This window comes from Amycolatopsis sp. MJM2582 (assembly GCF_000754115.1).
Lineage (GTDB): Bacteria > Actinomycetota > Actinomycetes > Mycobacteriales > Pseudonocardiaceae > Amycolatopsis > Amycolatopsis japonica.
Window position 1 is genome coordinate 109,601 of sequence record NZ_JPLW01000004.1, and the last position, 20,497, is coordinate 130,097.

The window sequence follows — 20,497 nt, forward strand, 5'->3', positions numbered from 1 at the left end:
TACTGCTCCATTCGGGTGACTTCGCAAAGAAATGACCATTCCACTTCGCATGTGGTCGCCAACGGTGCAAGGTTGTCGCGGAGCGTTTCGTCGCTTCTCGTATGCCGACGACCGCGCTCTGAGGGCCCGGAGAGGCAGTGGGGAGACATGACTCGTTTCGTGACGAAGCTGGCCGCCGCGACGGCGGCCGTCGCTTTGGCGTCGGTCCCGGGGCTCGCCTCGGCGCAGACGACGCAGGCCGTCGATGAGAAGACCGGCCCCGTGTCGTTCGCGAATGTGGCGTCGGTGCGCATCGGGAACCCGGGATCGTTGATCACCGAAACCCAGCGCTCACCGCTGACGCCCGGCCAGTCGAAACTCTCCCCGGACCGCACCGTCGTCCCGCGTGACAACGGCGAGAAGAACACCTTCGGCGACAAATGGGCCGTCAACCTGGGCCGCTTCGGCGCCCAGAGCCCGTTCCCTCCCGGTATCGCCAGCCGCGACCACAACGTGCTCGCCGCGCTGCAGCAGACCACGGTCCCGACGGCGGTCGCGGAGAGCAACTACGCCCTGCTCGACAACGGGCGCGGTGGCGCGAAGCCCGCCGACAACACCGTGCTGGTCCTCGAAGGCGCGAAGAGCGCCGTCGACTGCTCGTCGCCGAGCAAGGCGACGTCGTCGACGAGCGTGGGCAAGATCTGGGTGCGGGACGAAACCGGCGCGCTCAAGCCGTCCGGCGCTTCGGGCGTCGATGTCAAGGGGCTCAAGCTCGGTCCGCCCTCGACCGGCGAAATCGACAAAACGGCCAGCAAGGACAAGACCACCTCCGACCTGACCGTGTCCCGCGTGACCGCCTTCGACCAGCTGATCCGGCAGGACGGCTGGCGCGACGGCGACGTGACCGCGGTGGCAGGCTGGAAGGTGGACATCGTCACGCACGTGCGCGACGGCGCGGGCAAGGATCTGCGCGAGGCCCGCACGACGCTCGTGCTCGGCGGCGTGAGCTGCTCGATCCCGAAGAACTTCGTCGCGAAGCCCGCCGGCGGTACCGGCCCGGGCGCGGCGCCCGAACAGCCCGCGGTACCGGGGACGGTGCCCGCGGGCGGTATCCCGCCGCAGGCCGCCGACTCGACGCGGACCGTGGTCGGGCTCGGGCTGCTGGGCGGCGGCATCGTGATCGGCGCCGCGGCCATGCTGCTCTTGCGTCGTCGCAAACCCGTTCCGGTGCGGGAGAAGTAGCGACCTCGTGCGGCCTTGGCTGGCGGCACTGTCCGCCGTCGTCTCGGCGCTCGCCATCTCCGCGGGCGTGATCGTGCTGACCTGGATCCCGCCGGAACAGCCGGTGTCGCTCGCGGAACCCGCGGTCTTGCCGGGTGAGGACGGCGCCCCGCTGGCGTTGCCCGCCGACAGTTCGAAACGCGGGCAGCGGCCCGGCACCATCCGCCTGCCCGAAGGCGGATCGGCGAGGCTCGTGCGTTCCGAGGTCAACTCCACTGGCGTCCTCCCGATCCCGCGAGGGCTCGGCGACGCGGCCTGGTGGGGCTCGCGGCTCGGTGCCGAAGCGGGTACGTCGCTGATCTCCGGGCACGTCAACTGGGGCGGCGTCAAAGGGCCGTTCGACGAGTTGTGGCGGATGCACGAGGGCCAGGAGGTGGCCGTCAGCGACGCGGCGGGCGGCATCTGGGTCTATCGCGTGCGGGAGGTCGTCACGGTGCACAAGAACGACCTGCCCGCGCAGGCGGCGAAGCTGTTCGCACAGAGCGGGCCACATCGGCTGGTCCTGGTCACCTGCGGCGGCGACTACCTGGGCGGGACCGACGGCTACCGGGACAACCGGGTGATCGTCGCGACCCCCGTTTCCGGCCCGCCCGCCTGACCCCGCGTTTCGTCCTCTGAATGCGGTAGTTGCACGCGCAAGGACCGCATTCAGAGGACGAAACGCGGGAAGTCGGTGCAACCTCTCTCGGCTCGCGTCGCGTGTCTAGCGACACCGGCCGCTCCGGCGGCCACACGCGAGCAAGGAGTAATACCCGATGGTGGGACAGTTCGACGACGGTACGGCGAGCGAGGAGCAGCCGAAGAAGCGCTCCAGCCTGGGGTTGATCCTCATCGGTGCCGCGATCTTCGTGGTGGCGGCCGTGGTCGCGGTGTTCGTGTTCACCGGAACGAGTGATCCTGTCGTCGCGGCCACCCAGGGCCAGGCGACCACGTCGGCGGCTCAGCCACCCCAGAGCCCGGCCGACCTGGGACAGGCGCCCGGCACGGTCAAACTCCCCGGCGGCGGCACGGCGAAACTGATCCGCAAGGAACTGACCGCGGACGGGACCCTGCCCATCCCCGAGGGTCTCGACGAAGCCACCTGGTGGGGCGCGAAACTGGGCGCCGACCAGGGCGCTTCCCTGCTTTCCGGCCATGTGAACTGGAAGGGGAAGAAGGGCCCGTTCGACGAATTGTGGCGGCTCAAGACCGGCCAGGAGGTCAACGTCGTCGACACCGACGGTGGTAAGTGGGTGTACAAGATCGGCGAGATCGTCACCGTGCACAAGACGAAGCTCGCCGAACAGTCGGAGAAGCTGTTCGGGCCGGACGGGCCGCATCGGCTGGTGCTGGTCACCTGCGGTGGCGAGTACGTCGGCGGGACCGACGGTTACGAAGACAACCGCATCGTCACCGCCTCGTTGGTCAGCAGGCCCTGAGCGGTCCGACCTCGCCGGAGGTCGCGCGGGGACGGGCGGTTAGTCTTGTCCTTCTAGCCCATACCCGTCCCCGCATGCTTCGGAGCGTGGAGTGCCCGCCAACACCATTGAGACCGTCGTCAGCCTGTGCAAGCGTCGAGGCTTCGTTTTCCCGTGTGGAGAGATCTACGGCGGTACCAAGTCGGCGTGGGACTACGGGCCCCTCGGTGTCGAACTCAAGGACAACATCAAGCGCCAGTGGTGGAAGACCGTTGTGCAGAGCCGCGACGACGTCGTCGGCCTCGACTCGTCGGTGATCCTGCCCCGTCAGGTGTGGGTCGCGTCGGGTCACCTGGACGTCTTCACCGACCCGCTGATCGAATGTCTCTCCTGCCACAAGCGGTTCCGCGCCGACCAGCTGGCCGAGGACTTCTCCGCCCGCTCGGGCAAGGAGGTGTCCGAGGACGACCTGTCCGAGGTGCCGTGCCCGAACTGCGGCACCCGCGGGCAGTACACCGCGCCGCGTGACTTCAACATGATGCTCAAGACCTACCTCGGCCCGGTCGAGTCCGAGGAAGGCGTGCACTACCTCCGCCCGGAGACCGCGCAGGGCATCTTCATCAACTTCCTCAACGTGCAGACCGCGGCGCGCAAGAAGCCGCCGTTCGGCATCGGCCAGATCGGCAAGTCGTTCCGCAACGAGATCACGCCGGGCAACTTCATCTTCCGCACGCGCGAGTTCGAGCAGATGGAGATGGAGTTCTTCGTCGAGCCGGGCGAGGACGAGACCTGGCACCAGTACTGGATCGACGCGCGCACCGAGTGGTACAAGGACCTCGGCATCAAGGCGGACAACCTCCGCCTTTACGAGCACCCGAAGGAAAAGCTCTCCCACTACTCGAAGCGCACCGTCGACATCGAGTACCGCTTCGCGTTCAACGCGGGCCAGGAATGGGGCGAGCTCGAAGGTATCGCGAACCGCACCGACTTCGACCTCACGACGCACTCGAACCACTCCGGTGTGGACCTGTCGTTCTTCGACCAGGCCACGAAGCAGCGGTTCCGCCCGTTCGTCATCGAGCCCGCGGCCGGTGTCGGCCGGTCGATGATGGCGTTCCTCGTGGACGCGTACCACGAGGAAGAGGTGCCGAACGCCAAGGGCAGCACCGACACCCGCGCGGTGCTCAAGCTGGACTACCGGCTCGCGCCGTTCAAGGTCGCCGTCCTCCCGTTGTCCCGCAACGCCGATCTCACGCCGAAGGCGCGCGACGTCGCGGCTGCGCTGCGCAAGCACTGGAACGTCGACTTCGACGACGCCGGCGCGATCGGCCGCCGCTACCGGCGCCAGGACGAGATCGGGACGCCGTACTGCGTGACCGTCGACTTCGACTCGCTCAACGACCACGCGGTGACCGTGCGGGAGCGCGACACCATGGCGCAGGAGCGGGTCGCGATCGACAAACTCGAGTCGTACCTGGCCGGCCGGCTGATCGGCGCCTGAGTTCCGCATACTCGCGCCGCACGCCCGGCCAATGTCATGAAAGGGCCGTTCAGGACGTTTCTTGTCCTGAACGGCCCTTTCATGACGTTCGGGAGCGGCTCACCCCTGACAACTGTCATCCTCAGGTCGTGACGCGCGGCCCACGTCCGCGACCCCCTCGCGCGACAAGCTCTAAGCATGCGAGAACAAGACATCACCGCGGGGGCGGCGGTACGGCTTTCCGGGCTGCGTAAGCACTATGGCGACGTCCACGCCGTCGACGGTGTGGACCTGACGATCGCGCCGGGCGAGGTGGTCGCGCTCCTCGGCCCCAACGGCGCGGGCAAATCCACCACCGTCGACATGATCCTGGGCCTGAGCGTGCCCGACAGCGGCACCGTGACCGTGTTCGGCCGCGAGCCGGGGGACGCGGTCGGCGACGGGATGATCGGCGCGATGCTGCAGGGCGGCGCGCTCGTCGAAGATCTCACGGTCGCCGAGACCGTCGGCATGGTCGCGGCGTTGCACCGCAAGCCGATGCCAGTGCGGGACGCGTTGCGCCGCGCCGGGATCGAGGATCTCGCGAACCGGCGCTCCACCAGGCTTTCCGGCGGGCAGAAGCAGCGCGTGCGGTTCGCCGTCGCGCTCGTGAGCGACCCCGATCTGCTGATCCTCGACGAGCCGACCGCCGCGATGGACGTCGGCACGCGCCGCGAGTTCTGGAAGTCCATGTACGAGTACACGAGCACCGGCCGCACGGTCCTGTTCGCCACCCACTATCTCGAAGAGGCCGAAGAGTTCGCCGACCGTGTCGTGCTGATGCGGTCGGGGCGGATCGTCGCGGACGGTTCGGTCGCGCAGGTCCGTGCGCTGGCCGGGGGACGCACGATCCGCGCGGTCGTGCCCGCGGCGGCGGAGCCGGTGATCGCGGGGCTGCCCGCGGTCACCGGATTCGAACTCCGCGGTGGCCGCGCCGCGATCTCCAGTTCCGATTCCGACGCCACGCTGCGCGCGTTGCTGAGCGAAATCCCCGAAGCGCACGACATCGAGATCAGCGCCGTCGGTCTTGAAGGCGCGTTCCTGTCCCTGACCACCGAAGCCACCGAGGAAACCGTCCGATGAACCCGACCTATCTCAAGACCGAGATCGTCCGCACCTTCCGTTCGACCCGGTTCGTGCTCTTCGCGGTCGCCTTCCCGGTGCTAATGTTCCTGTTGCAGGCCAACGTCTTCGCCTCGGGCCAAATGGACATCGCCGGCGTGATCATGGTCAACATGATGGCCTTCGGCACCTTCTCCGCCGCGATGACGAGTGGCGCGAAACTGGCCATCGAGCGGTCCACGGGCTGGCAGCGCCAGCTGCGGCTGACCCCGCTGACGGGCGCCGGTTATCTCGGTGGCAAGGCGCTCTCGGCGATGCTCGTCGCGCTCCCGTCGTTGCTCGTCGTCCCGCTGATCGGCGTCCTGTTCGAAGGTGTCCACCTCGACGCCGCCGGCTGGCTGCGGCTGGTGCTGGGCTGCTGGCTCGGCGCGATCCCGCTGGTGCTGCTCGGCCTGCTGCTTGGCCAGTTCGGCACACCGGAGTCGATGCAGCCGCTGAACATGATCGTGATGATGGGCATGGGTTTCCTGGGCGGCCTGTGGATCCCGATCGACGGGATGCCGTCGTGGATGGCCGACATCGCCCAGGTGACGCCGACGTACTGGCTGATCCAGCTGGTCCGCCCGGTGGTCACCGACCATCTCACGGTGAGTCTCCCGGTCGCGCTCGGCGTGCTGGGGGCGTGGACCGCGGTCCTCGGGACGCTGGTGATCAGGCGTTACCGTAAGGACAGTGCGCGGGTCTGAGAGATGGGTGAACCGGTGAGCGACTACCCGGGCAGGGTCGAGACGGGCTTGAACAGCCGGGAGAACTGGTGGGCGGACATGCCGCCGCGAACCGGACGGGGCCCCCGGCCGAGGCGGTGGGTGTTCTTCGGCCTCGCCTTCATCGTGCCCGGCTTCGTCCCCGCGGCGGTCGATCTGGCCACCGACGGGGCGACCGCGAAAGAGCTGGTGATCGCCGTTCTCCTGCTCTTCTACGGCGCCTGCTACGTGCTGTTCCCGCTCAGTCTGCGGCCTTCCCGGCGGAAGACGACCTACGTCTTCTCGGTGCTGATGCTGCTCATCGGTCTCGCGCTGGTGTTCCTGCACGACAACAACCCGTACATCCTGATCTACGCGACGGCGGTGCTGGCCTTCACGCTGCCGCCGGCTTGGTCGCTGATCCTCGACGGCGGCGCCCTGCTGCTGGTGCTGGCCGTCCATCTGATCATCGGCAAATACGACTTCGGCGATCTCATCGCGGTCATCTCGATCACGGCGGCGATGTTCTTCATGGCGAACCTGGTCCGCGCGGTGCGGAAACTGGAGGCGGCGAACCAGGAGATCGCCACGCTCGCGGTGGCGGGTGAACGCGAGCGCCTGGCGCGGGATCTGCACGACATCCTCGGCCACAGCCTCACCACCATCACGGTCAAGGCCGGGCTCGCCCGACGGATCCTGGAGAGCGGCAAGGACGACACCCGTGCCCTGCAGGAGATCAGCGAGGTCGAGAGCCTGACCCGCAGCGCGCTTTCGGACATCCGCGCCACCGTCTCCGAATATCGCGAGGTGTCGCTGTCGGCGGAGGTCGCCGGAGCGCGGGCGGCGCTGCGGGCGGCCGAAATCGACGCGGATCTGCCACACGCGGTGGACAACGTCGCTCCCGCCCTGCAGCGCACTTTCGGTTACGTGCTGCGGGAAGCGGTCACCAATGTGCTCCGGCATTCCGGGGCGAAGCGCGTGAAGGTCCGTCTCGGCAAGACCTGGCTGGAAGTCGAGGACGACGGCGAAGGCGGCGAGGCGATGGCGGGCAACGGCCTGCGCGGCCTCACCGAACGGTTGGACGCGGTCGGCGGGACCTTGACCGCCACCACGCCACCTGGGGGAGGATGGCTCGTCCGGGCGGACGTACCCGAGTCCGCCCTGCGGAGCGACGTGGCCGCGCCGCTCTCCGAACCCACTGGAGGCTGCGCGTGATCCGGGTCCTGCTCGCCGACGACCAGGCGATGGTGCGCGGGGCCTTGGCCACCGTGCTCGGCCTCGAAGCCGACATCGAGGTGGTCGCCCAGGTCGGCTCGGGCGACGAAGTGCTTCAGAGGGCGAAGGAGACCTCGCCGGACGTCGCGCTACTCGACGTCCAAATGCCGGGCAAGGACGGCCTCGAAGCCGCCGCCGAACTGCACGGCGCGCTCCCGCTGTGCCGGATCATCATCTGCACCACCTTCGGCAGGCCCGGCTACCTGTCGCGGGCGATGGCCGCGGGCGCCGCGGGATTCGTGGTCAAGGACGCTCCGCCGGAGCAGCTCGTCGACGCCGTCCGCCGGGTCCACGGCGGGCTCCGGGTGGTCGATCCCGCACTCGCCGCCGAATCGCTCGCCACCGGCGCGAGCCCGCTCACCGGACGCGAACACGACGTCCTCAAGGCGGCCAAGGACGGCAGCACGGTGGCCGACATCGCCCGCGCGCTGCACCTTTCCGAGGGCACCGTGCGCAACCATCTTTCGGCCGCGATGGGCAAGACCGGGGCGAGGACGAGGGCCGAGGCGGTGCGGCTCGCGGAAGAGCACGGCTGGCTCTGAGATCACCTCGCGGCTCTGCGAGAATCACCTTCGTGAGTACCGCCGAACGGACCAAACCCACCCGCGCGAGCTGGGTGCGCCGGACCTTGGCGGGGTTCCTGCTGATCGTCGTCGCGCTGATCGGCGGAACGGCGTTCCGGGTCTGGCAGGTGGCGCGGGAGGACGTGCGCGACCGCGCCGACGTCATCGTGGTGCTCGGCGCGGCCCAGTACAACGGCAGGCCGTCGGAGATCTTCCGTTCCCGGCTGGAGAAGGCGAAGGCGCTGTACGACCAGGGCGTCGCCGAGGTCATCGTCACCGCGGGCGGCAAGAAGGCCGACGACAACTACACCGAGGCGCACGCGGGCGCGCAATGGCTGCGCAAACGGGGTGTGCCCGTGTCGGCGACGCTGCCGGTCGGTGAGGGCAGCGACACCCTGCGCAGCCTCCGCGCGGTCGCCGAACAGGTGCAGCAGCGGGGCTGGAAGACCGCCGTGCTGGTCAGCGACCCGTGGCACTCGTTCCGGGCGCGGGTGATGGCCGACGACCTCGGCCTCGACGCCTGGACGTCGCCCACGCACCGTGGCCCGATCGTGCAGGCCCGCGAGACGCAGGCGCGCTACATCGTCCGCGAGACCGGCGCGCTGCTGTACTACCGCCTCACCAGGTTCCCCGCGGAGGTCTGAACCCGATAAGTGTCGGTGATCGCGCTTAAGCTTGGCTGGTGAGCGACACCTACACCGAGGCCGACAGGGCGCGTCTGCTGCCCGAGCGGCCCAAGGGCGCGGCGCTGGAGGGCGCGGAAGACGGGCGAAGCGCCTTCGCCCGTGATCGCGCACGCGTGCTGCACTCGGCGGCCCTGCGGCGGCTGGCCGGCAAGACCCAGGTGGTCGGCCCGGGGGAAGGTGCCGAGGTCAGCGGCGTACCGCGCACGCGGCTGACGCATTCGCTGGAGGTCGCCCAGATCGGCAGGGGGATCGCGGACGAACTGGGCGCGGACCCGGACTTGGTGGACACCGCCGGTCTCGCGCACGACATCGGGCACCCGCCGTTCGGGCACAACGGCGAGCGCGCGCTGGACGAGGTCGCGCAGCCGTGCGGTGGTTTCGAGGGCAACGCGCAGACCTTGCGGATCCTGACCAGACTGGAGCCCAAGGTCCTGCTCGAAGGCGGGGTCGCCGGCGGGCTGAACCTCACGCGCGCCTGTCTCGACGCCTCGACGAAGTACCCGTGGCCCCGGGAAGAAGGCAATCCGAAGTACGGCGTGTACGCCGACGACGCCGAGGTCTTCGCGTGGGTCCGGGCCGGTGCGCCGGAGCGCCGCACCAGCCTGGAAGCGCAGATCATGGACTGGTCCGACGACGTCGCGTATTCCGTGCACGACGTCGAGGACGGGGTGCTGGCCGGCCGGATCTCGTTGCGGGTACTGGCCGACGCGGAGGAACGCGCGGCGGTGGCCGAGGCGGCGCGCAGGTTTTCGCACCAGTCGCAGTCCACTTTGGAAGGTGCGGCGAAGGAACTGCTCGACCTGCCCGTGGTCGCGGAACTCACCGAACCGGGGCTCGACGGCTCGCTCAAGGCGCAGGTCGCGTTGAAACGGCTGACGAGCGAGCTGGTCGGCCGGTTCGCGACGGCGGTGGTCGGCGCGACGAGGGAGGTGTACGGCGAAGGGCCGCTGAGCCGCTATGCCGCACGCCTGGTCATTCCGGAGCAGGTCGCGGCCGAGGTCGCGTTGTTCAAGGCGCTCGCGCTGCGGTACGTGATGAGCGACAAACGGCGCCTCGCGATGCAGGACGGTCAGCGTCAGACGCTCGCCGAACTGGTCGGCGCGCTGTGCCGCCGCGCCCCGGGCGCGCTCGACGGCCTGTTCCTGCCCGCCTGGGAGGCCGCCGCGGACGACGCGGCCCGCCTGCGCGTGGTCGTCGACCAGGTGGCGTCGCTCACGGACGCGCAAGCGTACGCGTGGCACGCCTGGCACACCGGCCGTCACGGCGGTGTCGCGTGACTGGATGGACGACACGCGTGATTAGCCGGACGACACGGGGACACCTCATGAGTGCTAGGGGCGGTTGGAACCGTCCTTGCCACTGACGGCACCTACCTTCGGACAGGAGACGGACGGGCCCGTGCACGGTACGGTCTGCGGCATGGGAGCTGTCGAAAGCCACCTCCGGTTTGGTCTGGACCTCTATCGGGTGCTGGCGAGCCGCGCGGAGAACGCGTGCTTCTCGCCGTACTCGATCGCGAGCGCGCTCGGCCTGGTGACCCAGGCCGCCAAGGGGAAGACCAGAGACGAACTGATCGCGCTGCTCGGCGACCCGGACGAGCTCGCCGACCTGCTGGGCAAGGCCTCGTCACTGCTCGAAGACGGTCCCGAACTCGCGGTCGCGAACACGCTTTGGGCCTGGGACGGGCTCCCGCTCGAAGACTCCTTCCGCGAGGAACTCGCCACCTGGCCGGGCGGGAAGGTCGAGAGCGCCCCGTTCGGCGACGATCCGGAGGCCGCGCGAGCGCTGATCAACGCCGACGTCGCGCGGGCCACCCGCGAACTGATCCCCGAACTCCTGAAACCGGGGACCGTCGCGGAGGACACCGTCGCTGCGATCGTCAACGCCCTGTATCTCAAAACCGCCTGGACCAATCCGTTCTCGCGTGACAACACCGCGCCCGCGGACTTCCACGCGCCGTCCGGCACCCGTACGGTGCCGACGATGTGGCTCGAAAAACAGCTCGACCACACCCACGAGGACGGCTGGCAGGTCGTCCGCCTCGGCGCCGAGGGCGGGGTGGAGGCGATCGTCCTGCTGCCCGACGGCGACCTCGACGACGCCGAACTCGACGCGGGGAAGCTGGCGCGGCTGCTGGAGAACACGCGGTCCAAGACGATCGCACTGTCCCTGCCGAAACTCGACCTCGACGTCGACAGCCCGCTGACGGCGAAACTCCAGGATCTCGGCGTGCGGACGATGTTCACCGCGAGCGCCGATCTCACCGGCCTCGCCGACGACGACCGGCTCGAAGTGTCCGAGGTGCTCCACCAGACAGTGCTCCGCATCGACGAGCAGGGCCTCGAAGGCGCCGCCGCGACGGCGGTGCTGATGCGGCTGACGTCGCTCATCGTCGACGAACCCCTGGAAGTCGCCGTCGATCGGCCCTTCCTTCTGCTCGTGAGGCATGCCTCGACGGGTGTGATCTACTTTCTCGCCCGCGTAGTCGAGCCGTGAGGACGGTCAGTGAGCCTTTTCCAGGCTGAGGCGGCGAATGTGGATGCCGGGAAGGCTCCCACGAGACCCCGCCGGTTCGCCGCCGCCGACGCCGCCATCATGGGCGGCTTCCTGCTGTTCGCCTTCCTGCTCTACAACGGGCTCTGGCTCGACCTCAAGGAAGGCTATCTCTGGAACAGCGCGTCGGATCAGAACCTGTGGGAGTGGTTCTTCTCCGTCACCGCGGACAACGTGCTGCACCTGAGGAACCCGCTCAGTTCGCACTTCCAGAACCATCCGCTCGGCGTGAACCTGATGGCCAACACGGCCATGCTCGGCATCGGCATCCCGCTTTCGCCGGTCACGCTCACCTTCGGCCCGACGGTCACCTGGGCCATCGCGCTCACCGGCGGTCTCGCCGGCACGGCGGCCGCCTGGTACTGGGTCTTCTCGCGGCATCTGGTCACCCACCGGGTCGGCGCGGCCATCGGCGGCGCGTTCGTCGGCTTCGCCCCGCCGATGATCTCGCACGGCAACGCGCACCCGAACTTCGTCGCGTGGTTCGTCCTGCCGTTCATCGCGCTGAAGGTCTTCAAGATCGCGCGCGGCGAACGCCCGGTCCGCAACGGGATCTTCCTGGGGCTGCTGGCGGCGTACCAGATCTTCCTCGGCGAGGAACCGCTGCTGATCTTCGCGATGGCGTTCGCGATCTTCGCCATCGCCTACTTCGCGACGAACTACCGCGAGTTCCCGCCGATGGCGAAACCGCTGGGGATCGGCGTCGGCATCGGGGTGCTCGTGGCGCTCGTGCTGTGCGCTTTCCCGCTGTGGTGGCAGTTCTTCGGCCCGCAGAGCTATCAGGCGATCGAGCACGGCCCGGTCGGGAACGACACGGCCGCGTTCACCCGGTTCGCGACGCAGTCCGTCGCCGGGCAGCCGCAGGCCGCCGCCGACGTGTCGATGAACCGCACCGAAGAGAACGCCTTCTTCGGCTGGCCGCTGATCGTGCTGATGGTGGTCATCACCGCCTGGCTGTGGCGTGAGGTGTTCGCACGGGCGCTGGCGATCTCCATGTTCGTGATGGCCTGGCTTTCCCTTGGCGTGCAACTGATCGTGGTGCACGAGGAGACCGGGATCCCGGGGCCGTGGAAGCTGCTTTCGGAACTGCCGTTGTTCGAATCGCTGCTGGAATCGCGGCTGGCGATGGGCTGTATCCCGCTCATCGGCGCCTTGCTCGCGCTGGCGACCGAACGCGTCTACACGGTCGCGTCGAAACTGCCCGAAGTGCCGGGGGAGCGGCGATTCCCGTTGCGGCTGGTGTGGATCGGCGTCGTCATCGCGGTCCTGCTGCCGATCGCGCCGACCCAGCTGATCGTCAAGGACCGGCCGCAGACACCCAGATTCCTCGCCGACGGCACCTGGCGGAGCTACGTCGCGCCCGGCGGGACCGTGGTGCCCGTGCCGTTGCCGAGTTCCGGCGAATCCGAACCGCTGCACTGGCAGATCGACGCGGGGCTCGGCTACTCGATGCCGGAGGGCTACTTCGTGGGCCCGAGCGGTCCCGACGACAAACGCGGCCGCTACGGCGCCATCCAGCGGCCGACGTCGATCATCTTCGACCAGATCAAGCAGACCGGCGTGCCCGCGACGATCACCGAGTCGCAGCGGGTGCAGGCGCTGGCGGATCTGCGGTACTGGAACGCCGACGTGCTCGTGCTGATCCCGCGCGAACACCAGGACGCTTTCCGGACCACAGTGGACCTTCTGCTGCGGAAGCCCGCCGAGTTCATCGACGGTGTCTGGGTGTGGGACGTCCGGACGATCACTCCCTGAGCCCGGCCCGGCTCGCGGACCACCGCGAGCCGGCGAACGGCTCGTCGGCCCGGTGGTCGTTGACCCGGACCGTGCCGAAGTCGAGCCGCGCCGCGACTTCGGCGGCGTGCTCCTCGTCCGCGCCCCACACCGATCCGCACAGACCGGGCGCCGTGGCGTTCGCGAGCCCGACGGCTTCGTCCACTGTGGAGCATCGGACGACCGGAAGCACCGGTCCGAACTGCTCCTCGGTCACCACCCGCATCCCGTCGTGCGCCTCGGCGAGGATCGCCGGCGCGAAGAAGTACCCCGGCCCGTCGAGCGGTCCGCCGGTGACGATCCGCGCGCCGCTCGCCCGCGCCTCGTCGGTGAGACCGGTGACGCGGTCGTGGCGCGGCCGGTTGTTCACCGGGCCGATCTGCGTTCCCGGCGTCCTTCCGTCGCCCACCACCACTTCCGTCGCCATGGCCGCCAGCGCCTCGACGACGCCGTCGTAGACCGGTCCGACGGCGTAGACCCGTTCCACCGCCACGCCGATCTGCCCGCAGTTGGCGAAAGCGCTCCAGAAGAGCCGTTCCGCGATGACGGCCGGATCGGTGCCGGGAAGGACGATCGCGGGAGCGTTGCCGCCCAGTTCGAGCGTCAGCTGTCGCCATTCCGGCGCGGCCGCCATCCGCTTCCCGGTTTCGGCCGAGCCGGTGAAGGCGACCTGCCGGATCCCGGGATGGGCGATGAGGAGCTCGCCGAGGGGATCGTGGCCGGTCAGCACGGTCAGCACGCCCGGCGGCAGCACCTCCGCCAGCATCCGCCCGAGGTGCAGCGTGGTGAGCGGCGTGCGCGGCGAAGGCTTGAGCACCACCGTGTTCCCCGCGGCGAACGCCGGTGCGAGCATCGCGACGGCCAGCTGCACGGGGAAGTTCCACGACGTGATCGCGGCGACCGGCCCGTCGACCGGCACCCCGGATTCGGGCCCGGAACCGGCGAAGTACCGGAAGCGTGCCGCCGCTCCGGCGAACTCGGCCTCGGCTTCGCGAAGCGGTTTCCCTTGCTCCTCGGTGAGAACGGGGGCCAGCACGGGCGCGGCCTCCTCGACGACGACCGCGCACGACATCAAGGCCGCGCGCCGGTCCGTGGCACGCCAGGCGGGGGAGGCGGCCGCCGCGGCGCGTACCGCTTTGTCGACTTCGGCGGGCCCGCAGTCGGGGACGTCCGTGATCCGTTGTCCGGTGGCGGGATCCTCGACGGCGAGCATGGTCCTCCTCGGTGGAAGGAAAAGTGCCAGCTCACCAGCCTAGCGTCGATGATCGACTGGCGGTTCCGGCGAAAAGGCTAAAAAGCGAGGGTGGCGCGCGTCACCGACGGTGCTGTCACGTCCGCGCGGGCCGCCTCGTCCAGTCGGTGAACGCACTCGCACGAGGAGGACACCATGCCGCGCATTCCCGCCGTGAAGACCGCCGAAGCCGGCTTCCTGCTGAAGCTGTTCTACAAGTTCGCCGGCAAGCGTTTCGGCGCCGTGCCCGAGCCGATGGCCGTCTACGCGCACCATCCCGCCCTGCTGCGGGCGAACGGCATGCACGAGATGATGGCCGAGAAAGCCAGCAAGACGCTGCCGTCGAACGTGCGCGAGCTGGCCGTGTACCGCGTCGCGACCCAGCTCGGCTGCTCGTGGTGCATCGACTTCGGGACCATGCTGCAACTGCACGAGGGGCTCGACATCGAACGGCTGAAGAACATCGACGACTACGCGAAGTCGCCCGCTTTCACCGACCAGGAACGGCTCGCGCTCGCGTACGCCGACGCGATGACCGCGAGCCCGGTGACCGCCACCGACGAGCAGGTCGCCGAACTGGAACGCGAATTCGGCCGCAAGGGCGTCATCGAGCTGACCTACCAGATCGGCCTCGAGAACATGCGTGCCCGGATGAACAGCGCGCTCGACATCACCGCGCAGGGCTTCACGTCGGGTGATGCCTGCAAGATCCCGCTCCCCTGAAACCACCCGCGTTTAGTCCTCTGAATGCGCCCAGGCGCATTCAGAGGACTAAACGCGGTCAGAGGCCGACGCGGGTCCGCGCGGTGGTGAGCTTGTCCGGGTTCGCCATGTCGTAGATCGCCACGATCTTCCCGTCGCGGATGGAGAACGCGTCGACGTGCTCGTCGAGCGCCCGGTACCGCTCGGAACCGGGCTGCGGCGGCAGGTAGACCCCGAGGTCGCCGTTGACCAGCGCGAGCCGCGCCTGGTCCATCCCCGCCGGGTCGTACATCCGCATGAGGCCCTGGAACAGGCGGGTGACCTTGTCGAACCCGGCGACCGTGTGCACCGCGGTGCGCGCCTTGCCGCCGCCGTCGCCGACGAGGACGACGTCGGGATGCAGGACCTCCGCCACCGCCTGGATGTCCCCGGTGAGCATGGCCGTCATGAACTTCTCGATGATCTGCTGCTGCTCGGCGAGCGCGGTCCGCGGCGGCGGATCGGCGTCGGCGACCGCGCGGCGGCCGCGGGAACCGTGCTGGCGCGCGGCGTCCGTCGTGCAGCCCAGGATCTCGGCGATCTCGCCGAACGGCACCGAAAACGCGTCGTGCAGGACGAACGCGACACGTTGCTCCGGCGTCAGCCGGTCGAGGACCACCATCGCCGCCATGCGCATGCCGTCGTCGCGGACGGCGACGGCCAGCGGGTCCTCCGACGAAGGGGTGCCCAGCGGGCCGAGAACCGGTTCGGGCAGCCATTCCCCGACGTACCGTTCGCGCCGCACCACCGCGGACCGCAGCCGGTCGAGGCAGATCCGGCTGACGACGGTGGTCAGCCAGCCCTTGTGGTCTTCGATGGCCGCGCGGCGGCGTTCGTCCATGCCGCTCAGGCGCAGCCACGACTCCTGGACCGCGTCCTCGGCGTCGGACAGCGTGCCGGTGAGCCGGTAGGCGACCGACACCAGATGAGGCCGCAGCGCGGCGAAGTTCCCGGCGAGTTCGTCCAGGGCGGTGCTCATTCCCCGAGTGTGCCGCACGGCGCTCGGAGAGCGGGAACTAGAGTGATGAGCGTGGCAGGACGGATTCGGGAGAGCGACATCGCGGAGGTGCGCGAGCGCAACCGGATCGACGAGGTCATCGGCGATTACGTGGCGCTGCGCAGCGCGGGCGGGGGCAGCCTGAAAGGGCTTTGCCCGTTCCACAACGAGAAGACCCCGTCGTTCAACGTGCGCCCCACCCACGGCACCTTCCACTGCTTCGGCTGTGGTGAAGGCGGTGACGTGATCAAGTTCATCCAGAAGATGGACCTGATCTCGTTCGTGGAGGCGGTCGAGCGGCTCGCGGATCGCGTGGGTTTCCGGCTGACCTACGAAGGCGGCGGCGGAAGCGTCCAGCGCGATCGCGGCACCCGCGCCCGGCTGATCGAGGCGCACCGCGCGGCCCAGGAGTTCTACGCCGAGCAGCTGCTCACCCCGGACGCGCGTGCGGCGCGGGACTTCCTGTCGGAACGGGGTTTCGACGCCGCCGCCGCGCAGACGTTCGGCTGCGGATACGCGCCGGCGGGCTGGGACAAACTCACCAAACATCTGCTCAACCGCGGGTTCGAGGTCAAGGAACTGCTCACGGCCGGGCTGGCCAAAGAGGGGCAGCGCGGGCCGATGGACCGGTTCAACCGGCGGCTGCTGTGGCCCATCCGCGACGTCGGCAACGAGGTGGTCGGCTTCGGCGCGCGGCGCCTCTACGACGACGACCGTGTCTCGGCGAAGTACCTGAACACCGCGGAATCGCCGATCTACAAGAAGTCGCAGGTGATGTTCGGTCTCGACCTGGCGAAACGCGAGATCGCGAAGCGGCACCAGGTCGTCGTCGTCGAGGGCTACACCGACGTGATGGCGATGCACGCCGCCGGGGTCCCGACGGCCGTCGCGTCCTCGGGGACGGCGTTCGGCGAGGACCACATGAAGGTCCTCCGGCGGCTGATGATGGACGACGACGCCTTCCGCGGCGAAGTGATCTTCACCTTCGACGGTGACGAAGCCGGTCAGAAGGCGGCGTTGAAGGCGTTCGAGGGCGACCAGACCTTCGCCGGGCAGACCTACATCGCGGTCGCGCCCGACGGCATGGACCCGTGCGAACTGCGGCTCGCCAAGGGCGACACCGCGGTGCGGGACCTGGTGGCGCGGCGGATCCCGCTGTTCGAGTTCGCGATCAAGAGCATGCTCAAGGCCTTCGACCTCGACTCCGTCGACGGTCAGGTCGCGGCGCTGCAGAAGACCGTCCCGCTGGTGGCGGGGATCAAGGACCGGGCCAGCCGCGACGGCTACGCGTCGAAACTCGCCTGGTGGGTCGGCTGGCAGGACGCGGCGCAGGTGGTGAACCGGGTGCGCGGCAGCGCCGGGGCGGCGGCGAAACGCTCCGCCACCGTCGAGGTCCGGCGCCCGGCCGCCGCGGCCACCGCCACCGCCGAAGAGGACCTGCCCAGGCCCGCACCCGGCGATCCGCGCTTCATCGCGCAGCGCGAGGCGCTCAAGGCGGCACTGCAGCAGCCGATGCTCGCCGGAGCCGAGTACGACGCCCTGCCCGAGGACGCCTTCACTCATCCGGTTTACGTCGCCATCCACAAGGCGCTGCTGTCCGCCGGCGGAGCGGGCTCCGGGCTGACCGGACCCGCCCTGCTCGACGCGGCCGCCCCGCATTGCCCGCAGGGCACGGTGCGGCGCGTGCTCAGCGAGCTTTCGGTGGAACCGTTGCGCGCCAAGGGAGAGGTCGACTCGCGCTATATCTCCGCGCAGCTCGCGGCGGTGCAGGAAAGCCTGGTCGGCCGCCAGATCAACGAGATCAAGTCGAAGCTCCAGCGGCTTTCCCCGGTCGAGGCGCCGGACGACTATCGCGCGCTGTTCGGCGACCTCGTCGCGCTCGAGCAGTACCGGAAGGCGCTGAAGGAACAAGCCATCGGCGGATTGGACTGAGCATGGGCTGGCTGCGCCACCTGCTGGGTGACCGTGTCCCGGCGGATTTCGGCGGCTCGCTGGACGACGGTGAGCACGTCGTCGGGAGCGCGGCGGTCGAAGGCGGCGGATATCTGCTGGTCACACCGCTGGGGCTGTGGATCCCGGGGCCGCGCCGGGTCGGCTGGCATCTGGTCGGCAAGGCGGCGTGGTCCACCGGCGTGCTGACCCTGACCGAATCCGAGGAGACCGGCACGGCGGGGGACGCCGTGCTGCTGGCCGACAAGACGCCGGTCCGGTTCGAGCTCACCCGGCCCGGCAAGGTCCCGATCCTCGTGCGGCAGCGGGTGGACGGCTCGGTCCGAGGGCGGCACCGCAAGGAAATCGGGACCGGGGGAGCGTGGTTCGTCGAGCGCAAGGTCCCCGGTCAGGACGGCACGGTGCTGCAGGTGCGGCCCGACCCAGGCACCGATGTCGAGCTGGTCAAGGCGATCGCCGAGGAAGCGGCCGAGAAGCTGGCGAAGCCGAACGGCTAGCAGTACGCTCGTACTGTGTGGGATCCGGTGAAGTACCTCGACTACGCCGACCTGCGGGCCCGGCCGTTCCACGACCTCGTCGGGCGGATACCCGCCGAGGCGCCCCGCCGTGTCGTCGACCTCGGCTGCGGCCCCGGGAATCTGACCGCCGGCCTGGCGGAACGCTGGCCGGACGCGATCATCGAAGCGAGCGACAGTTCACCCGAAATGGTCGAAGCCGCGCGAACGCGGGGTGTCGACGCGCGAGTGCTCGACGTCAACGACTGGGTGCCCGAACCGGACACCGACGTGGTCATCTCGAACGCCGTGCTCCAGTGGGTCCCGGAACATCGTGACCTGCTCCGCCGCTGGGTGGACCTCCTGCCGTCCGGGGCGACGCTCGCGTTCCAGGTCCCCGGCAACTTCGACGCCCCGTCGCACGCCCTGATCCGCGCCCTCGCGCGCACCGGAGAGTGGGCCACGCGCCTCGCCGACGTCGTCCTGCGGGAGAACGGGGCCGTCGAAAGCCCGCTCGGCTACGGGAATCTGCTCGCCGACGCGGGCTGCGCCGTCGACGCCTGGGAGACGACGTATCTGCAGCGGCTGGCCGGGGAGGACGCCGTACTCGAATGGATCACCGGCACCGCGCTGCGGCCGGTCAAAGAGGTCCTGAGCGGGGAAGACTGGGACCGCTTCCGCGCGCAGCTCGCCCGCGAACTGGACGAGGCCTACCCGCCACGCCCCGACGGGACCACCTGGTTCGAGTTCCGGCGCGTCTTCGTGGTCGCCGTGACGCAGTGAAGGGGCCTTTCGCCGCGTCAAACGCGGCGAAAGGCCCCTTCGGCCCAGGATCAGCGCTGAGGCCGCCCGAACCGCTCACCGACCTTGGCGCGAGCGACCCCGGCGGCGCCCTGCACCATGGGGTGGTCGGCGATCTTGCGGTAGGTCCGCACGATCTGCTCGTACCGCCCGCGGCCGGCCTTCGCGCCCAGCACATAGCCCGCGGCCGCACCCAGCAGGAACATCTTCATCCGAGTCCACGCCTCCGTTCGATCTTGCTCCGGCTGTCATTGTCCCTCAAAACGCGAGCTTGACGAGGTGATGTCGAAAGTGGGGGGTGGGTGAACGGCCGCTGGAGGGCATGGGCTAAAGTTCTCTCATCGGTCGGAGCGATCCGGCCGGTACGGAGCACGATCCCCTGTAGCTCAACTGGCAGAGCATTCGGCTGTTAACCGGAGGGTTCTTGGTTCGAGTCCAAGCGGGGGAGCACAAGCCCAGGCCACAGGCCTGGGCTTCTTCGTTTTCAGGGCTCGATGTCTTCGTCTGTCAGCGCTCGGGGTGCGGGCGCCGGTTCGAGGCGTGCAGGGCTTCGTCGACGGTGTGGTAGAGCCTCAGCACGATGTCGAGTCCGGTGATTTCGATGGGCCGGATCACCGGGCTGTTGGAGTCCACGGCGATACGCAGTGATTTTCCTTGTTCCTTCGCGTAAGCGTCGGTGGTGATCAGTGTGGCGAGGCCGGCGGAGTCGAGGAAGTCCACTGTGGTCAGATCAAGGACACAGGTACCGGCGGTGTCGTCGATCGCGGCCATGACCGCCGTGCGCAGTATCGGCGCGGCGTCGGTGTCGACTTCGCCGGTCACCGCGACCACGACGCGCCCGCTCACGACGCGGCGGACGATGTCCAGGTCGGGCGGTGGCGATTCGGCCTGGGGCGGGTGATTCACACCGGGCGACGGTACCGGACCGGCGACGCGGGGAAAGGCGACGCCGGACCGGGTTCCGCCCGTTCCGCGGCGCACGGCTAGTCCTCGCTGTCCCAGGTGCGCGCCGTCGACAAGTGCGGCGCGTGACCGCTGTTTCCCCCGTGGTGCAACGCGAGTTCGACCCACACGGTCTTGTGGTCGGCGAAATTCCGGACGCCCCAGGTGGCGGCGAGCCGGTCGATCAGGAGCAAGCCCCGCCCGCCGGAACCGTCCGGGGTCCGCCGCCGCGGCCGGCGCGGCGAGGCGTCGTCGACCTCGATCCGCACGTACCGGCCCTGATGCGTGAGGCCGAGACGGCAGACGCGGGGCGCGTCACCGTGCCGGTGGGCGTTGCTGATCAGTTCGTCCGCCACCAGAACCGCGTCGTCCACGGCGAGTCCCCGGTAGTGGCACAGCAGCTGCCGGACGCCGTGGCGGACGTCCCTGGTCGGGGTCGTGTCCAGATCGAAGGTCACGTCGCCCGGGTACGGCTCGTTGCGCTCAGTGGTTCCCGGCTGCGTCGACATC

Annotated in this window: 21 protein-coding genes and 1 tRNA gene; 17 read left to right on the top strand and 5 right to left on the bottom strand. The window is 69.3% G+C overall.

The genetic code is table 11. The annotated features are described in order from the left end of the window. The first annotated feature begins 147 nt into the window (after window positions 1-147). The 12 genes from ED92_RS25840 to ED92_RS25895 all read left to right on the top strand — a co-directional run bounded on the left by ED92_RS25840 (window position 148) and on the right by ED92_RS25895 (window position 12,813). On the top strand, window positions 148-1,221 hold the full coding sequence (locus ED92_RS25840; RefSeq protein WP_037342856.1) for a hypothetical protein: 1,074 nt from the start codon (window positions 148-150) through the stop codon (window positions 1,219-1,221). Window positions 1,222-1,228: 7 nt separating this feature from the next. After that, window positions 1,229-1,858: a class F sortase gene (locus ED92_RS25845; RefSeq protein WP_037342859.1), complete on the top strand. Its 630-nt coding sequence runs from the start codon at window positions 1,229-1,231 to the stop codon at window positions 1,856-1,858. Window positions 1,859-2,015: 157 nt separating this feature from the next. Beyond that, window positions 2,016-2,678, top strand: a complete 663-nt coding sequence (locus ED92_RS25850; RefSeq protein ID WP_037342861.1) for a class F sortase — start codon at window positions 2,016-2,018, stop codon at window positions 2,676-2,678. A gap of 91 nt (window positions 2,679-2,769) precedes the next feature. Continuing rightward, window positions 2,770-4,158, top strand: coding sequence for a glycine--tRNA ligase (locus ED92_RS25855; RefSeq protein WP_034316415.1), 1,389 nt, complete (start codon window positions 2,770-2,772; stop codon window positions 4,156-4,158). 177 nt (window positions 4,159-4,335) lie between these two features. Continuing rightward, on the top strand, window positions 4,336-5,259 hold the full coding sequence (locus ED92_RS25860) for an ABC transporter ATP-binding protein (protein WP_037342864.1): 924 nt from the start codon (window positions 4,336-4,338) through the stop codon (window positions 5,257-5,259). After that, window positions 5,256-5,984: an ABC transporter permease gene (locus ED92_RS25865; protein ID WP_037342865.1), complete on the top strand. Its 729-nt coding sequence runs from the start codon at window positions 5,256-5,258 to the stop codon at window positions 5,982-5,984. Before ED92_RS25860 ends, ED92_RS25865 begins: the two co-directional genes overlap by 4 nt. A 15-nt stretch (window positions 5,985-5,999) precedes the next feature. Continuing rightward, on the top strand, window positions 6,000-7,196 hold the full coding sequence (locus tag ED92_RS25870; RefSeq protein WP_037343443.1) for a sensor histidine kinase: 1,197 nt from the start codon (window positions 6,000-6,002) through the stop codon (window positions 7,194-7,196). Then, window positions 7,193-7,798, top strand: coding sequence for a response regulator transcription factor (locus ED92_RS25875; protein ID WP_037342867.1), 606 nt, complete (start codon window positions 7,193-7,195; stop codon window positions 7,796-7,798). The genes ED92_RS25870 and ED92_RS25875 overlap by 4 nt, the downstream gene beginning before the upstream one ends. A gap of 32 nt (window positions 7,799-7,830) precedes the next feature. After that, window positions 7,831-8,463, top strand: a complete 633-nt coding sequence (locus ED92_RS25880; RefSeq protein WP_037342869.1) for a YdcF family protein — start codon at window positions 7,831-7,833, stop codon at window positions 8,461-8,463. Window positions 8,464-8,501: 38 nt separating this feature from the next. Continuing rightward, complete coding sequence (locus tag ED92_RS25885; protein ID WP_037342870.1) at window positions 8,502-9,782, top strand: deoxyguanosinetriphosphate triphosphohydrolase; 1,281 nt, start codon at window positions 8,502-8,504, stop codon at window positions 9,780-9,782. A gap of 142 nt (window positions 9,783-9,924) precedes the next feature. Then, a complete protein-coding gene (locus ED92_RS25890) occupies window positions 9,925-11,001 on the top strand; it encodes a serpin family protein (RefSeq protein WP_037342871.1) in 1,077 nt (358 codons plus the stop codon). Window positions 11,002-11,010: 9 nt separating this feature from the next. Beyond that, complete coding sequence (locus tag ED92_RS25895; protein ID WP_037342873.1) at window positions 11,011-12,813, top strand: hypothetical protein; 1,803 nt, start codon at window positions 11,011-11,013, stop codon at window positions 12,811-12,813. Here ED92_RS25895 and ED92_RS25900 read toward each other — a convergent pair. Continuing rightward, window positions 12,803-14,044 (bottom strand): aldehyde dehydrogenase family protein, encoded by a 1,242-nt coding sequence (locus ED92_RS25900; protein WP_037342875.1) that lies wholly within the window; start codon window positions 14,042-14,044, stop codon window positions 12,803-12,805. The genes ED92_RS25895 and ED92_RS25900 overlap by 11 nt on opposite strands. Window positions 14,045-14,218: 174 nt before the next feature. Between ED92_RS25900 and ED92_RS25905 the strand changes: the two genes are divergently transcribed. After that, window positions 14,219-14,785 (top strand): carboxymuconolactone decarboxylase family protein, encoded by a 567-nt coding sequence (locus tag ED92_RS25905; RefSeq protein WP_037342876.1) that lies wholly within the window; start codon window positions 14,219-14,221, stop codon window positions 14,783-14,785. Between the two features lie 58 nt (window positions 14,786-14,843). Here ED92_RS25905 and ED92_RS25910 read toward each other — a convergent pair whose 3' ends face one another. Beyond that, window positions 14,844-15,782: a sigma-70 family RNA polymerase sigma factor gene (locus ED92_RS25910; protein WP_037342878.1), complete on the bottom strand. Its 939-nt coding sequence runs from the start codon at window positions 15,780-15,782 to the stop codon at window positions 14,844-14,846. A 45-nt stretch (window positions 15,783-15,827) separates the two neighbouring features. Here ED92_RS25910 and dnaG point away from each other — a divergent pair, with 45 nt between their 5' ends. The 3 genes from dnaG to ED92_RS25925 are packed head-to-tail and all read left to right on the top strand — an operon-like array spanning window position 15,828 to window position 19,027. Continuing rightward, window positions 15,828-17,732 (top strand): DNA primase, encoded by a 1,905-nt coding sequence (dnaG, locus tag ED92_RS25915; RefSeq protein WP_037342879.1) that lies wholly within the window; start codon window positions 15,828-15,830, stop codon window positions 17,730-17,732. A 2-nt stretch (window positions 17,733-17,734) separates the two neighbouring features. After that, complete coding sequence (locus ED92_RS25920; protein ID WP_037342881.1) at window positions 17,735-18,247, top strand: hypothetical protein; 513 nt, start codon at window positions 17,735-17,737, stop codon at window positions 18,245-18,247. Between the two features lie 15 nt (window positions 18,248-18,262). Then, window positions 18,263-19,027: a trans-aconitate 2-methyltransferase gene (locus ED92_RS25925; RefSeq protein WP_037342883.1), complete on the top strand. Its 765-nt coding sequence runs from the start codon at window positions 18,263-18,265 to the stop codon at window positions 19,025-19,027. Window positions 19,028-19,077: 50 nt separating this feature from the next. On the opposite strand, the gene ED92_RS25930 is transcribed toward ED92_RS25925, so the two are convergent. Further along, the gene (locus tag ED92_RS25930; RefSeq protein ID WP_007031230.1) at window positions 19,078-19,257 is read right to left on the bottom strand and encodes a hypothetical protein; all 180 of its coding nucleotides are present in this window, start codon (window positions 19,255-19,257) and stop codon (window positions 19,078-19,080) included. A 163-nt stretch (window positions 19,258-19,420) separates the two neighbouring features. On the opposite strand from ED92_RS25930, the gene ED92_RS25935 reads away from it, so the two are divergent. Next, a tRNA-Asn gene (locus ED92_RS25935) sits at window positions 19,421-19,493 on the top strand. 59 nt (window positions 19,494-19,552) lie between these two features. Here ED92_RS25935 and ED92_RS42030 read toward each other — a convergent pair. Both ED92_RS42030 and ED92_RS42810 read right to left on the bottom strand, forming a co-directional pair. Continuing rightward, complete coding sequence (locus tag ED92_RS42030) at window positions 19,553-19,951, bottom strand: STAS domain-containing protein (RefSeq protein ID WP_161791124.1); 399 nt, start codon at window positions 19,949-19,951, stop codon at window positions 19,553-19,555. A 77-nt stretch (window positions 19,952-20,028) separates the two neighbouring features. Next, a complete protein-coding gene (locus ED92_RS42810) occupies window positions 20,029-20,496 on the bottom strand; it encodes an ATP-binding protein (protein WP_052120862.1) in 468 nt (155 codons plus the stop codon). Window position 20,497: the final 1 nt, after the last annotated feature.